The organism is Wolbachia endosymbiont (group A) of Limnophora tigrina, from assembly GCF_964263225.1.
In the GTDB taxonomy this organism is placed as follows: Bacteria; Pseudomonadota; Alphaproteobacteria; order Rickettsiales; family Anaplasmataceae; genus Wolbachia.
Map to the genome: position 1 here is coordinate 819,960 of NZ_OZ181654.1, position 13,848 is coordinate 833,807.

Annotated in this window: 14 protein-coding genes; 1 reads left to right on the forward strand and 13 read right to left on the reverse strand. The window is 36.1% G+C overall.

Features of this window, described 5'->3' with window-relative positions:
• Nucleotide 1: 1 nt before the first annotated feature.
• Entirely contained in the window at nucleotides 2-1,864 is a 1,863-nt protein-coding gene (locus tag ACE38P_RS03780) for a phage tail tape measure protein (protein WP_374699533.1), read from the reverse strand.
• Between the two features lie 47 nt (nucleotides 1,865-1,911).
• Between ACE38P_RS03780 and ACE38P_RS03785 the strand changes: the two genes are divergently transcribed.
• Entirely contained in the window at nucleotides 1,912-3,369 is a 1,458-nt protein-coding gene (locus ACE38P_RS03785; RefSeq protein WP_374699293.1) for an IS4 family transposase, read from the forward strand.
• On the opposite strand, the gene ACE38P_RS03790 is transcribed toward ACE38P_RS03785, so the two are convergent.
• The 12 genes from ACE38P_RS03790 to ACE38P_RS03845 all read right to left on the reverse strand — a co-directional run bounded on the left by ACE38P_RS03790 (nucleotide 3,344) and on the right by ACE38P_RS03845 (nucleotide 13,845).
• The gene (locus ACE38P_RS03790) at nucleotides 3,344-3,718 is read right to left on the reverse strand and encodes a hypothetical protein (RefSeq protein ID WP_374699534.1); all 375 of its coding nucleotides are present in this window, start codon (nucleotides 3,716-3,718) and stop codon (nucleotides 3,344-3,346) included. The two genes, ACE38P_RS03785 and ACE38P_RS03790, sit on opposite strands and share 26 nt — an antisense overlap.
• A 112-nt stretch (nucleotides 3,719-3,830) precedes the next feature.
• Nucleotides 3,831-4,082: a phage tail assembly protein gene (locus ACE38P_RS03795; RefSeq protein WP_253309268.1), complete on the reverse strand. Its 252-nt coding sequence runs from the start codon at nucleotides 4,080-4,082 to the stop codon at nucleotides 3,831-3,833.
• Between the two features lie 16 nt (nucleotides 4,083-4,098).
• Nucleotides 4,099-4,599 (reverse strand): phage major tail tube protein, encoded by a 501-nt coding sequence (locus tag ACE38P_RS03800; RefSeq protein ID WP_374699535.1) that lies wholly within the window; start codon nucleotides 4,597-4,599, stop codon nucleotides 4,099-4,101.
• Complete coding sequence (locus ACE38P_RS03805) at nucleotides 4,599-5,777, reverse strand: phage tail sheath subtilisin-like domain-containing protein (RefSeq protein ID WP_374699536.1); 1,179 nt, start codon at nucleotides 5,775-5,777, stop codon at nucleotides 4,599-4,601. Before ACE38P_RS03805 ends, ACE38P_RS03800 begins: the two co-directional genes overlap by 1 nt.
• Complete coding sequence (locus ACE38P_RS03810) at nucleotides 5,770-6,321, reverse strand: hypothetical protein (RefSeq protein WP_374699537.1); 552 nt, start codon at nucleotides 6,319-6,321, stop codon at nucleotides 5,770-5,772. Before ACE38P_RS03810 ends, ACE38P_RS03805 begins: the two co-directional genes overlap by 8 nt.
• Nucleotides 6,322-6,336: 15 nt before the next feature.
• Entirely contained in the window at nucleotides 6,337-7,788 is a 1,452-nt protein-coding gene (locus ACE38P_RS03815) for a hypothetical protein (RefSeq protein WP_374699538.1), read from the reverse strand.
• Complete coding sequence (locus ACE38P_RS03820; RefSeq protein ID WP_007301885.1) at nucleotides 7,785-7,979, reverse strand: hypothetical protein; 195 nt, start codon at nucleotides 7,977-7,979, stop codon at nucleotides 7,785-7,787. The genes ACE38P_RS03815 and ACE38P_RS03820 overlap by 4 nt, the downstream gene beginning before the upstream one ends.
• A 4-nt stretch (nucleotides 7,980-7,983) precedes the next feature.
• Nucleotides 7,984-9,174: a hypothetical protein gene (locus ACE38P_RS03825; RefSeq protein ID WP_374699539.1), complete on the reverse strand. Its 1,191-nt coding sequence runs from the start codon at nucleotides 9,172-9,174 to the stop codon at nucleotides 7,984-7,986.
• Nucleotides 9,175-9,186: 12 nt separating this feature from the next.
• On the reverse strand, nucleotides 9,187-11,112 hold the full coding sequence (locus ACE38P_RS03830) for a DUF4815 domain-containing protein (RefSeq protein ID WP_374699540.1): 1,926 nt from the start codon (nucleotides 11,110-11,112) through the stop codon (nucleotides 9,187-9,189).
• 16 nt (nucleotides 11,113-11,128) lie between these two features.
• A complete protein-coding gene (locus ACE38P_RS03835; RefSeq protein ID WP_374699541.1) occupies nucleotides 11,129-11,815 on the reverse strand; it encodes a hypothetical protein in 687 nt (228 codons plus the stop codon).
• 20 nt (nucleotides 11,816-11,835) lie between these two features.
• Complete coding sequence (locus ACE38P_RS03840) at nucleotides 11,836-13,041, reverse strand: phage tail protein (protein ID WP_374699813.1); 1,206 nt, start codon at nucleotides 13,039-13,041, stop codon at nucleotides 11,836-11,838.
• A 6-nt stretch (nucleotides 13,042-13,047) separates the two neighbouring features.
• Nucleotides 13,048-13,845 carry a baseplate J/gp47 family protein gene (locus ACE38P_RS03845; RefSeq protein ID WP_374699275.1) on the reverse strand — a complete coding sequence of 266 codons (798 nt, stop codon included), beginning with the start codon at nucleotides 13,843-13,845 and terminating at the stop codon, nucleotides 13,048-13,050.
• Nucleotides 13,846-13,848 lie beyond the last annotated feature (3 nt).

Genomic DNA, 13,848 nt, shown 5'->3' on the forward strand with positions numbered 1-13,848 from the left:
TTTAATTTATATCGTAAAGTGCGCCACTAAATTGCTCTCTAATTCGCTCCATTACTTCATCAGCAATGCTACGTGTATCTTGCCCAGGGGTTGAATGAATATTAATACTGAAGTGATTATTTTGAGTTTTATTCTCTATAGCTTTACTGTGTGCCGCAATGGGGTACTTAAGAGAATCACTTATAACGTTATTTACAGACTTAACTTCTAGTTTAGACTCATTTCTTTTATTCCACAGATTACTGATTGTTCTAAAGGGCTGAGTAATATTATTCCAAAATTTTCCTACCCAATCAGAAAAAGACTTCCATACAATTTTCACTGATTCCCAGATAGTAACAAAAAAGTTCTTTACTGCTTGCCATTTGGTAATTATCAAAGTTGCAGCAACAGCAATACCACCAATAATCAGCCCCATAGGGTTGCTCATCACAGCAATTGTTAATGCTTTAAATCCAGCAATAATTGCTGGAAAAACTGCAGAAGTAGAATAAAGACCTATTTTTACCAAAGTAATAACAGATCCAAACATTCTCCAAGTAGATAAAAGAGCGAATAAAGAACCTTTTACAAAAGTCCAAGCATAGCCAAGAGATATAGCTGCTATTTTAATGCTAATCAACGCTGTAGTAGTACTCATGATTACTGTAGTCAATACTGGATATTCCTTGGCATAAAGTGCTACTTGTGTAGTTGCTGACCTCAGAAGATTAACAGTAAAATTTAAAGGTGGTAATAATACAGAACCAAGATTCATTCCTACTTCTGCTATTGAATTCTTAAGTAGCTGAAGATTATTTGCTGTAGTATTTGCTCTATTTTCAAACTCTCTTTGCATTGAGCCCTTATATTCCCCGTTTATTAATCGTAAAGATTTTTTGTACTCGTCAAGACTACCAATGAGTAGTGCTATATCGTCTTGATATTCAAGACCAAAGAGATCAAAAAGAACGCTAGAACGTTCTTGCTTACCTAGTTTTGCAATTGTTTCTAAAAACTTAACTAATGTGCCTTGTGCATTCTTGCCAATTGCTTTTTCAAATTCCTTAGCATTTATTTTTAGCTGCTGAAAAGCTTTTTGAAAATTGCCACCTTGCTTACTTGCTGTTTGCAACTTACTGAGCATCGCATTAATTGCTGTACCTGCTTTTTCGGGGGTCTTACCAAGACTAATGAAGCTACTTGCTAAAGCTCCCGCTTCTACTGCAGTTAAGCCAAATTGCCTTGCTGTACCACCGATTCTGTTTAATGCAGGAACAATGTCTTTAGCTTTTGCTGCAGTGTTATCAGAGATATGGTTTATTGCATCACCAATGCCTTTCATTTCACCAATTTCAATTTGATAAATATTAGAAAGTTTAGCAATAGCGTCTCCTGCTTCTTCTGCTGACATATCAAATGCAGTTGCCATTTTGGCCACAGTGTCTGTAAAAGTCGTAAGATCTTTAGCTTTAATACCAAGTTGACCACCACTTGCAGTAATTTGCGCAAGTTCTGCCGCAGATAGCGGAATTGTACGCGACATTTCCTTTAATGTTTCCCCAAGTTTTGTTAAGCCATTTACATCTGTATCTTCAAACTTTACAACTTTCTTTACATCAGCCATGGCACTCTCAAAACTAATTGCAGCCTTAAGTGGTGCTGCAAGGGTGAGGCCAAGTGCCACAGCATCCATCATTTGAGCTTTGAAATTTGCTCTTTGTGCTAAAACTCCTTTACGTTTTTGCATTACGGAATTTAAAGCTGTATAGTTATTTTTAAGCTTTTCAATAGAAGAGCCAAGTTTAACTTGATCTCCAATAAGAGATTTTATATCTCTACCACTTTTACTGAACTCCGTGCGTAAATGCTCACTTTTACCCACAAATAAAAAAGTGAGTAAAATGGATACCAAATAAATTTGGGATTAAAATGAGTGAAGTAAGTACAAATGTGCAATATACTGATGGCTTAGGGGATAAATGGCTGGAAAGAGAGTTAAAACACGTTAATTTAGGAGATACAAGACTTAATAAGAGACTTATTAAAACAGGCTATTGTATAGAGGGTAAGGCGTCTGGATCAATTAATCAAAGCTGTAGTGGATGGAAAGAAGCTAAGGGTGCATACAGATTATTTAGCAATGAAAAGCTTAAGGATAAGGAAATTTATTCTTCCCATTACAAAGAAACTATGGAGAGAATGAAAGGAAATCAGTTTGTTTTTTCAGTTCAAGATACAAGTTATTTGGATTTTGACTCTCATATAAAAACTAAGAGGCTAGGTAGTATTTCTAAAGCTTATACGAAGCATAAAATGGGTTTACTGTTGCACAGTGCCTTAATAGTCAGCAAAGACGGATTGCCTTTAGGTCTATCTTCTCAACAATGTTGGGCACGTTCTATTAGGGAAAAAGAAACGTCACAAGAAAAAGCAAACAGGAAATACCGTACCTCCATAGAAGAAAAAGAAAGTTATAAGTGGATAACAGCTCTCAAAGAAAGCATAAACAACCTTCCTGCAAATGTACAACTTGTTACCCTTGGTGATAGAGAGGCAGATATCTTCAAATTTTTATGGATCACTGAGACATTAGGTAGTTTTTATGTAATCCGTAATCGAACTAATAGAAGATTTATCTGTACTGAAATTGGAAAAACAGATTTGCAAACACGCATCACTCAACTGCCAGTAAAGAAGAAAATTTCTCTAGAAGTTAATAAAGGTGGAAACCAAAGATCAAGGAAAGCTAATATTGAAGTTAAGTATATGAAAGGCTATATACCTATCAGATCTTCTTCAATTTATGGATCAAAAGACACAGTGCATAAAATAAGTGATAAAATCCCTGTATATGTGGTAAGTGCAAAAGAAACAAATCCTCCTGAAGGATTGGAAGCTATTGATTGGACTTTGCTGACTAATGTACCAGTTAATAGCACTTTAGATGCTATAGAAAGGATAAATTGGTATAAGCTAAGATGGAAAATTGAGGAGTATTTCAGGGTTTTAAAATCAGGATGTAAAATAGAAAGCTCTCGTTTAACTACAAAGGAAAGGCTACAGAAATTAATTGCTATAAAGAGCATTATTGCATTTAAAATTTTATATTTAACAAAAGTCGCTTTATCAAATCCCATGGAAACCTGTACTAAAATTTTAAGCAACGAAGAGTGGAAGGCCCTTTTCATACGTGAGCATAAAGTAGCTACATTGCCAGAAGAACCTCCAAACATAAAACAAGCTATTATTTGGTTAGGAAAATTAGGTGGATTTATGAATAGAAAAAGTGATAATTTACCAGGGGCTATGACTCTATGGCGGGGCTATGAAAATCTTAAGGAGAGCATAGTTATGCTTCACATCATGACCTCTCAAAATTGTGGGTAAAAGTGAGGCGTAAATGGTGGAGAGCACTTCTTTTTTGTAAATAAGCTGTTTTAGCTTTCAGTGCTGCAGTTTTAGACCTTGTAAACTCGTTTTGCAGGCTCTTACTTGGTGCTCCTGTATTTTTTATCTGCTGAGCAAGAGATTTTGTTTTTATTTCTAGTTCATTCCAAGAACGCCTAGCAAGCAGAGCATCGTGGCTTAATTGTTTAAACTTGGATACTGATTTACTTGATGATTCAAGTTGTTTTATCGTACTACCAATACGAGAAAGTTGCTTCGTGCTACCTGCTATCGTACTATTAAAACTGCTTTGCAGTGTTGCTCCAATTACTATAGAAATTGCCTTCATTTGTATAATTTTCCGCTACTTTCAAACCAAGTAATAAATTCTTCAATATCCATATCAAGCCACTGATTGATTCCACCACCAACCATTGAGCTAAGTGATAATATGCTCAACCTCAATTCTTCTGCTGAGACAAAAAACCTTGTAACGCTTCTTGAATCTTATTGTAGTCTGCTAAATCAAATTCTTCTACTGCTTCTCTTGAAATACTTGCAAGATTTGCAATCAGTGCTACTTCTTTCTCTGCATCGCTATTACCCATACGTTCAACAGCTAAACGATCTCGAACTTTTGGACGGCGTAGAGTTAGCTCTGAAACTAAAATTCCATCGATTTTTATTGGTTCAGTTAATTTAATTTTTTGCATTGTTTTACCCTTTTAGTTAAATTCCTAAAGCTGTGCGCATAGAAGTCATTTGATCAACACCATCGATCTTGCGAATCATATTCTCAGCGTCAATTTCAATCAATTCTCTGCCATCAATGGTAAGCTTATAATAGTTAGCAGCAATTATACATTTTAGTGTTGCTTTTTCAGCAGCCTTCCAGTTACCAAAATCAAGTTCCTTAAAGAGCCCTCTTAAGTTAATTACTACTGATTCGGCATCACTACTTCCCTGCAAACCTCCTCTTAAAGTAAGAGAGACTGCATTATTGTTTATCAATCCGAAAAGTCTAAAGAGCTCAGAGTCATATTCAGCAAAAGTGAGCTCTGCTTCAAGTTTTTCCATACCAATATCAATGCTAACTGGTATATCCATTCCACCTCCGCGATATTCCTCAGTTTTAATTGCAAGTTTTGGTAAGCTAATTTCATCAATACGCCCTGCATAGCCTCGGCCATCAACAAAGGCAGTAAAATTCTTTAAAATTTTTGGTAGCATTATATTAACTCCTCAATGTAATCATTAATTAAATGTGAGCGGAAAGTAATCTGCTCAGCAGGATAAGGTGGAGTGAAGTTGAAATCAAAGTAGACTTTACCATCGGCGATACTTGCTGCAGTATTTAAATCTGGGTTTGCATAACATTTTCCTCCAAGAATAGCACCAACTGCTTTTAAATGTGCAAGGTAAGCATTTACACCTTCAATTACATCATCCAAATATGTACGAGTAATGTTTCGATCAACTGCCCAAAGGTGTGCACGAAGAAGACTATCATTAATTAAATCTGCTGTTCTTCTTACTGATAAAAACTTCCACTTTGAATCGCTTGAACACGTTCTATTTCCCCAAAGTCTATATCCCTTTTGATGAATAATGGTTGCAATTTCGTTTTCGTTTAAATGATTAGCCCTACAACTTGCATCACCAAGTGTAAAATCAACAGGTCTTGCAGTACCAACAATACCATTAATCTCCTGATTTGAAGGTGACCACCAAAACCCATGTTCATTATCAATTTTAGCAATCAGTCCTGCAACAAATGGACTAGCAGGTAAAATTTTCTCCTTTTCATTAAATACCTTAACCCAAGGATCAACAACGTAAACACGAGGACTGCCAACACTTTTTCTCCACTTTATTGCTTCTTCACCATTAGTATTTGGTCCATCTGCTACTATTATGCTTCTCAGCTTTTCTGCTATAGGAATTAATGCTGCAACCACTGGATTTTTGCCATCTTCTGGTAATGGATGAGTAAACTGAGGTGCAATCAGTATTCTTGGGGCAACATGAACTATACTTTCACTGCTGAGGAATGCCTCTATCCCTTGATACTCTCCAGTCTCTTTATCAACTCCACCGATTATACTTTGAATAGTTTCACTTTCTTTGAGCTTTGGATCACTTTCTTTAACTCGAATAACTACTACTGTTGCACCGATTTGGGAAAATATTCCATTTACTGCAGAAGGTAAACTGCCACTCTTTCCAAGCTTTGCTGCTTCCTTTAAACTTCCTGCTATCAGTACTGGCTTATTCAGTGGAAATTTTTGTCCATCAGCTTCAGGTGCAGTACCAATTACACCTATCACTGATGATTTAGCTGTACGTACTGTTTTTGCCCCTGAGGTAACCTCAATAACATTTACTCCGTGCAAAAATTCTTTAGCCATTTCTTTGCATCTTTTGTTTAAAATCGTTTAGTAAGTTCTCTAGCTCTCCTTCGCTTTTGGCTTCTTCAATTTTTCTCTTGGCTAAATCTTCAAGCTCTTCACATTTAATTATTGCTTTTACTGCTTTTTTTGCCTTTTCCTCAATTATTTTTGCCATTTCAATAACTGTAATACAACGTACTTTTGCTAAAGGCTCTATAATTTCTACATCTTTTTCATCTTGGTCTGCTAGAATGCTTTTTGCGGCTTTTTCTTGTATTTGATACGATTTAGCTTTTTGGTAAGAATTTCCAGCGTATTCGTTAGTATAGTTATCATAATAAGCACGAAGATTAGAAAGTGCAGAAAACTTCGCATTTTGTAGTAACTCCAATTCAATATCTTCTTGACTCCGCTGAGCAATTTCTCCTCCTTCTGTTAGACAATAACTTTTTTGCCAGTCGAAATTCTTTGGCGCTTCATACCAATCATTTCCAGTTGGCTTACTTTCAAGCGTTGTTGTTTCTACTTGTTTGTGGTTTTCAAATCTAATATAAATTGGCATTGGTTTTCTCCGTTTTTAATTCCAAATTTTATGAGTGGCATCTAATCCTGGGCATTGCCACGCTCTTAGTGTTCTCTCTACGTCCACCTCAAGTCCTGTGGTGAGAAAATTGCTACGTATGTTATAAATTCCCCACTGAATAAATTGACCATAGGTATATACATTACCTGAGAGCACACCTTCACTAACTTTTGTTCTGGAATATAGATAAGATGATGTATAAAGTAATGTTGCAACTGTTTTTCCTGCTGGAATCTCCACATTACCAGATCCAGCTAATTTGCTATCAGAACTCGTGTATTGGTAAACATTTTTCCATACTATTTTTGAAATACTTGATTTATTAGAATTAGTATTATCTGGTGTTCCCACAAATAGTCCTGCACCCCCATACTCCGTACTAGAGTATGATGATCCAACAAATTCTATTGTTTTATTTATGTTCACATTGGTTGTATTTTTTACAAATACTACTCCAAGTGCAGCATATGGGTAATAGTATATCTCATCATAACTACCCGAAAAACTTTTTGTGCATAACTCTCCGTAAATAAATGTTCCTTTACTTCCCTCTATAAAACTTAGTTGTCTTGGCCGATAAAAACTAACATAGCTTGTATCGTACGTGTGAGTACCTGCAAGTAGTTGCAGCATATAGTCTGTTTTTGTTATATCACCGCTCCACTCTCCAAGCTCTGTTGTAAAAGTTCCGTGGCCAAAGTAATTATTTTTTCTGCCAAGCACACCAAATAAGAAAGGTAATGACCCTGATTCAACCATGTTGCGCTTTCTTATTTCATTTATAAGAGACGCTTTTAACTGTTCATCCCGAGTTTTTACCTCATTAGAGATGTTTTTAATTCGAGTTTCTATTTCTCCTATAATTGATGAGCCAGGTGGTACATTATTAACAGCACGAAAATCTTCTACTAAACCTTTAAGACCATCTTTATGACTGTTACTAATGCTATTTATTGCTGCAATATTGGCATTCTTTCTCGTATCAAGTAGCGATATGTGCGAATCTGATGATGCTTTTAAAGTATTTAAGGAATTATCCCTAAGCTTGTTGATTTCATTAACAGACTCTGTTTTTACTGCAGTTATTGCTGATATTGAGTTTGTTTTATTGCTGTTTATATCATTTAGGTGTTTTTTTGCACTATCAAGAAGTTCTTTTAGCTTACCATCTGTCATCTGTACAATTTCAGAAACTGAACTTTTATCGACTATTGATTCCAATGCTTTAGCAAGATATGCTAATTGATCTGGAGTACTGTTTGCTACTAAATCCTTAAGTCTTTTTTGTAGTGCGTCAATTATTTCTTTTATTTTAGCCATTTGCACAATATTAGAAATAGCTTTTTTATCTGCTATCAATTCCAGAGATTTTGCAAGATATGCCAGTTGATCAGGTGTGCTGTTTGCTGCTAAATCCTTTATCCTTTGGTATATTGCTTCCTTCATTCCCAAAAATTCAAAAAAGTTTCAAATCTAAATCGTTTAAAATTATTTTTTAGTTGATTATGCTCATCTTCTCTTTCGGTAATATCTTCATCTATTTTCTCAATTGTGGTACGGATACGAACAACATCTTGCACAGCAATGTTTTCTGGATGAGGCAAAGAGTATCCTCTACTTGTTTTATCATCTGACATTCTGCTACGTGACAATGATTCGTAGATTTTTGACTTTTGGACGATAGACAACCGTTCCACTTAAAACTAATTTTATCCTTGTTTCATTGGCATTAAAATTTGATAGCACGTGAGTTCTCTCCACCCAATTTTCTCCGATTGGTTTTCCTGCTGTTAAATCTACTAATTGCCATCCTTTAGCGCTTTGTTCCACATATGATTTTACATCTGCAGTACCAGGTATTAATGCATCATACGTTATGGTAATTTTAGTGTTAGCTCCTGCGGTAATGCTCCTCGTGACATAATCTCCTTCTTCCCCTATATTTCCCAGAACTAGCTGTAACCCAGGATATAGCACTGGACTTTTTTCTTTTGACCCTTTTAAATTTGCCTTTACTGTTAACTCTCCAGATAGTCTTTCACGCAGCGCGAGCGGCAAATTATCAGACAAAAAATTTTCTCTTCCCTCTTCATCTGTTAAGATAAATTCTACATTGGTATCAAATGCTACTTTTTCGACGTTCGTCAAAACAATTAAATCTGATACATTATTTACAGTAACTTTGCCCAGATCAACAACATGAGAAACTTCACTAAATTTTGCAGCTAGTAATCGAAACGTTAAATCTAAATTTTGATGTGGAGTCCACGTACTTGCATTGCTAGACGACAGTAATACTCCTACTTGATATGGCTGACTTGTTACCCAACGGCTATTTACTGCATCATATTTGCCAAGTTCTGCTATTTTGACTGTTGTCTCTGAATCATCAGTAAGCAGTACTATTGCATACTCCTCTCCTGCATGGCAAAACACTGGCGACCATTCTATACGTGTTGCTGTGCCATCTACTTTTATATCTTTTGGCTCAATATAGCTTTCAGCAATGACAGTTTGTGAGGGCATTCCCACTGATGTTTCGCGAATTTGTACAACAACACGTTTTTTGCCTTTATTAAAAAACCATAGTTCTACACCTCCTATGTGCCTACTCTCATTTAGAGTAAATGTTTGTGCTAAAGGATCAACTCTTCTTGCTGCGATCACTCTTCTTCTTTCCTCTATGGTAATAGTTTTTTTACCAGTATAAGTTGCTTCTCCATAACTGCCTTTATCACCGAAGAACTGTACTAATTTAGTACCTGCTGGAATATTTGCTGGTACTTTCACTTTTCCCTTTAATTTCCCCTGGTTGTTAGCTCTTTTTTCCACCTTTTTTGCCTTCTATGCTATTGGTTGAATACTTAGGCCATCAAATTTTACTTCCTTAAGCTTTTCATCTGGCTCAAAACCTTCAATTTCAAAATTCTGTACTGCTTCTCTCATAAATTCAGCTTCGTATGTTCTGCTTGACAATACCTCTGTGGTTTCCGTAATATTAAAAACTCTTGTCACTGGACTTTTCCAATTTGTGGTAGCCTCGGTCCAGTGATCAATGTTTTTATTTAGAGTAACTTTTGCGGTTACTTTATCAAAAGCTTGATATGGATTAATTTTTTCACTTTTAGTCTGTAAAAGCTGTTCCAATACCGGCTCAAGTTCATACGGCAAAAGATATCTTTCCCTACCTTTTTCAATATCTGCAACTTCTACATCTATTGGCAGAACTAGCTCTCTATTTACTATCGCTGCAGACTGCGAAATTCCTTGATCACGCATATCATCATCAAAGAATGAATCAACAAACACTCCTTTTTTGGTGGTAGGTTCTCTTGAATTTGCATCACTGCGTAGACGTTCCTGTGCAACCAGCGCATAAAGATCATTTATTCCTTTTTTCATTGCTTCAAGCTCATTCATCGGTACAGCATGAATAGCATTATTCACTATTTTTACCCCTTCTTTTTCTCCGTTTTTCCATGTTTGGTGAATGTAGCAGAGCAAAAGTTGTCCGCTAGGCGCTTTAGGCATTGATGGTCTCCAAGGGTGAGCTATACCTTTTATTCTCCTTACCACCCCTTTGCTATCGATAGTAATTAAATCAAAGCGGGGCATTTTCCAGGTGTAATCAATCAGAACCAAGCTGTTATCAACGGCACCTCTTACTTTACATCCCTCTTCACTTATATCTTCAGGGCTTACATGAGTGCGACAGCGATAGGTTATTAGGTAACTACTTCCAGGAGCTGGCTCTTTACCTGGTAATGACCAATCGACGTTTCCTGCGTTTAACTTATAGTCTATACTATTTTCATAAATAACATTGCCTTGTTTAACTTGAATAATCTCAAGTACTGCAGAGTCAGGTATTGGATCAACAGCTCCTGAGTATGAACCGTGAGTAATGGTAATGGTTTTTTGAACAGTTATATCTACTTTTTTAATTTCACTTATTGGAAAATCATTAACCTTCAGTTCCATTACCCTTTGGCTATTTGGCTGAAAAGTATGTGGTTCTGATTCAACTGATTTTATATCCGGATCTTGATCAAAAGAAACTCGAATACTGTGAGGAAGTTCAATCTCATAGCCATCAACATGAGCTTTGCCCTCATTAATCACAAATATTTCTTTTCCACCTTCTTTATGTAGAAACATTACCTCTAGGCCATTTACAACGTAGGAACCATTTGCTTCTTTGTCATAACGAGCAAGAGCTGTGGTTACTATATTTGCTTGTGGAGGTGGTGAATGTTCTATTAATACTCCATTTTCAATGTTATAGATTGGATAAAACTCTCCTGCAGAAAAACGTGGAGAAAGACCTTCAGATTGATAACTCCAAGTGGTGGAAACTTTAAGCCTTGCAGCGCCTACTTCCTGATAATTTCTTGTACCAACTGCAGGATCACGAAGATTTTCGTCCTCAAGTTCTGTAATCGTAGATTCTACGTAATAAACACCGATACGAACTGTTGTACTCAGTGGAATAACAAACTCTTTTGCCTCTACCTTTCTCACCGCTCCACGCAGATAGATTTTTCCTGATTCAAGTGTAACTTTACCAGTTTCTCTATCTATAATACAATTGCTTCCTATTATAACATCACCATCACGAAATATTGCATCGCCTATGCCTTTAAGCTTAGAGAGAGCATACTCCTGAGTCTCGTTTAGTTCTGCAGATTGCAAACCTCTTCCAGCAAGAAATAAGCTTTTTTCGTATTCTTTGTCAGGATTAAAGCGGTTATAATAGGCGTTTAAAGTCATTTTATGCTAGAAAAATTCAAAAAGTTACAACAAATGAAAAAGTTTCCCGAGTTGCAGATGTTCTGATAAGTGGTACGGTGTGTTCTAAAACTAACAAAATTCCAGGATTTTCCACGTCTTTTGGCTCGAAATATCTCTGCCCAGATGACACTTTTTCCTTTACCTTTGTACCAACCATAACCCCGAGCTCCCTTATTACTTGATTTGCTGCATCCGTGAAATCGAAAGTAAATTTGAGATAAAGATTATTAGTTGGTACATCAGAAGGCTTAAACCTTCCAGATGGAGTTACAAGTTCTCCATTCTCATCACCAGTGCAAAAGAGCACCTCATCAACAACACGACGTCCAACTTCCTTTAGCAATTGTGTAGAAGTAATAAGTTCCGGTGGTGTTCCTTGAGTATACCCTATAGTGATTACGCTATCTGCTATAATTGCACTATTTTTCACACGTTCAATCGTACCTTCGCTGCTGTCAACTGTGTAATCTATGCTTGACTGATAGATTGTTTGCCCTGTATAAACTTTTACATCTTTAATAGTGTGGTGATCTAAGGTTATTTTTCCGTCAGCTGCAAAAGTTTTTTCAACTTTATAGCTGCTTTCCCAAGTAGAATCTCCAGATCCCCAAGCAAGATGTATAGCTTGTTCCTTAATACTTGCAGCAATAGCTGCTCTACCTGATTGTGTAAGTATTGACATATACGATTATGCGATTGATATTATATATATACAAGATTCATAGAAAAAACGTCCAATTTTCTTGCAATAATAGGCTCAAAATTTTTCCAAGGGCGATTTAAGTGGCGATGTTCATGCCAAGTGACTATACCTGGGTAAAATGTTGTTACGTAATTTTCTAGCTCATGAATAGGGTCTTTCTGTTTTAAATCTGAGTCATTTTGATAATCAACATGATATTCTCTTAAACTAGACTCTATTATTCTTTGATCAGTAAAATTCTTCGCTTCATAGTAATAAGATATACTAAATCGCTCTAAAATTGATGTGCGTTGAAAATTCCAAATCTGCTCAGAGAGTTTATCTTCACTTAAGTAAAATGTACGCTCTATTTCTTCATAAGCAGTTGATGCAAAACAAGCATTTATATCCCCTAAGTTCCAACTACCTGACAATACTATCAACGCTTTAGCAAACTTAATTTCTGGCAACAAACTCTGTGGTAGAGGATATAGTGCTTTTAAGTTATACCACTGATGACTTCTTTCATATATACCGTTGTAATTCTTCGTGTGAGGCTCTGTTTCTGATAATATTGCGACATCTAACCTATATAAATCATTACTGTAGCTTCTATCATAATGTGATCTAAAAGTGCCAAATTTAAATCTTGGATTTCCTATTTTCAGTTCAAATGAGTTTTTTCTTCCAAACGATAACACTGGCCCTTCTTTTGCTATTTTTATACCTGAGTAATCTGAAAGAAGATCTCCAAAAATACTTTCATCTAATATAAACCGCTGAGCATTGTAATAGTCATTGAATATTCGCATTAATCGAGATCTTGCCGGTGCAGAAAGTTTTGCCAAAGCAATTACACTATCGACAAAAAAATCATTAGGAACATCAGTGATGCCAATTTGAAATTCAGCAAAATGCTCTCCTGGTGGTTCTTCTTGAATAGTAATATTATCAATGTTTGCCCACTTAAGTGCCATCTTCAGTGACTCTGGTGTACCGCGCAAACGTTGAAATTTTATTCCGTTTTCCTTAGCTAAGCTATAATCTACTTTATGCTCTGGTAGTTGGGATAAAATTTCTTCTAGGCCATACTCAGCTACTAGCCACGGTAACATTTCTGTCTTAGGATTAAATTTAAATCCCCGTAGAGATTTTGTATCAAGAGAATAATTAATTACATCTGTAAGTATTTGCTCTTGCTTTAATGAATTTGGAGGAAGTATCACCATTGTTTACCTAACTTTCAAACCACGTAAAGTAACGCATTCATTATCTTGCACGATGATGTCTTCTATCGGCTCTGTAAGCTCTATATTCTGCACAACTTCTGCAAAGAGATGGGCAATAATCCATGATCTGGTAACATTCCACCCTAAACCTTTAGTAGACTCAAAATCTTTGACAAATTGTTCTTTTGCAGCTTCAATCACATCTCTTGATGCAGTAGGATAAATATGCACTTTAGCATGAATAGTAATTGGAATAATACTACAGCCAATAACTGTAAGCGTATCTGTTAATACACGAATATCATCACGAACAACGTGACTTCTGACGACCTTTAGCAATTCTTCCGAAGGTACACCATCATTTTCTGTGGAAAGTATTGAAATCTGTACACTTCCTGGTATCGGCGATACCACTTGTGCATCTTTTACTCTTGTGTCAGCAGACAACGCATGATAGCGATAATGCTCTTTACTCCCTGCTGTTGACCAACCAACAATTTTGGCTTTTACCCGCTTCCTTAAGGATTCATCATTCTCTGACTCCTTTCTCAGCACACCATAAAATTCAGCCAAGTGATCAAGGTCATTACCTCTTGCAAAAGCAAGTAAATTTGCCTGTGCTGCATCATTAATCCTTTGCCTAAGCAAAAGTTCACGCCAGGCTGCTACTTCCAAGATCTTCATTGCTGGATCACTTTCAGTTAACGCAGAAAAATTTGCATTCCGACGCACTAATTCTTCTTTCATTCGCGAAAAGATTTCCTCAAATTTTAATGTTTCAACAATATTTGGTGTTTTCATTCT

Excerpts from the sequence above, each read along its gene's own strand:
- ACE38P_RS03785 (WP_374699293.1), top strand. The coding sequence starts at position 1,912 with ATGAGTGAAGTAAGTACAAATGTGCAATATACTGATGGCTTAGGGGAT.
- ACE38P_RS03790 (WP_374699534.1), bottom strand. The coding sequence starts at position 3,718 with ATGAAGGCAATTTCTATAGTAATTGGAGCAACACTGCAAAGCAGTTTT.
- ACE38P_RS03795 (WP_253309268.1), bottom strand. The coding sequence starts at position 4,082 with ATGCAAAAAATTAAATTAACTGAACCAATAAAAATCGATGGAATTTTA.
- ACE38P_RS03800 (WP_374699535.1), bottom strand. The coding sequence starts at position 4,599 with ATGCTACCAAAAATTTTAAAGAATTTTACTGCCTTTGTTGATGGCCGA.
- ACE38P_RS03805 (WP_374699536.1), bottom strand. The coding sequence starts at position 5,777 with ATGGCTAAAGAATTTTTGCACGGAGTAAATGTTATTGAGGTTACCTCA.
- ACE38P_RS03810 (WP_374699537.1), bottom strand. The coding sequence starts at position 6,321 with ATGCCAATTTATATTAGATTTGAAAACCACAAACAAGTAGAAACAACA.
- ACE38P_RS03815 (WP_374699538.1), bottom strand. The coding sequence starts at position 7,788 with ATGAAGGAAGCAATATACCAAAGGATAAAGGATTTAGCAGCAAACAGC.
- ACE38P_RS03820 (WP_007301885.1), bottom strand. The coding sequence starts at position 7,979 with ATGTCAGATGATAAAACAAGTAGAGGATACTCTTTGCCTCATCCAGAA.
- ACE38P_RS03830 (WP_374699540.1), bottom strand. The coding sequence starts at position 11,112 with ATGACTTTAAACGCCTATTATAACCGCTTTAATCCTGACAAAGAATAC.
- ACE38P_RS03835 (WP_374699541.1), bottom strand. The coding sequence starts at position 11,815 with ATGTCAATACTTACACAATCAGGTAGAGCAGCTATTGCTGCAAGTATT.
- ACE38P_RS03845 (WP_374699275.1), bottom strand. The coding sequence starts at position 13,845 with ATGAAAACACCAAATATTGTTGAAACATTAAAATTTGAGGAAATCTTT.